The 258-nt window shown below is 64.0% G+C and carries 1 protein-coding gene; it reads right to left on the bottom strand.

What is annotated here, in order from left to right:
* Nucleotides 1-258: DNA primase small subunit domain-containing protein (locus SB772_RS42850; RefSeq protein ID WP_410838876.1), on the bottom strand; the 258-nt coding region annotated here is incomplete at both ends.

The following is a 258-nucleotide window of genomic DNA, read 5'->3' as shown; positions in this document are numbered from 1 at the left end:
CTCCTTCACCTCGTCCCAGCCCGCGTGTTTCGAGAGCGGCACGACCACATGCAGCCCTTTGCCGCCGCTCGTCTTGCAGAACGACGTGAGGCCGAGTTCCTCGAGCAGCGAGCGCGTCAACATCGCGGCCTCGATCATCCGGTCCCAGCCGAGCGACTGGCCCGGGTCGAGATCGAACACCACACGGTCGGGCTTTTCGATGTTCGACGCCACGCCGTTCCATGTATGAAATTCGATCGTGCCCATTTGCGCGGCGCC

This window comes from Paraburkholderia sp. SIMBA_030, assembly GCF_046535245.1.
Lineage (GTDB): Bacteria > Pseudomonadota > Gammaproteobacteria > Burkholderiales > Burkholderiaceae > Paraburkholderia.
The sequence above is the reverse complement of the archived record's forward strand: the minus strand, read 5'-3'. Positions and strand labels throughout refer to the sequence as shown.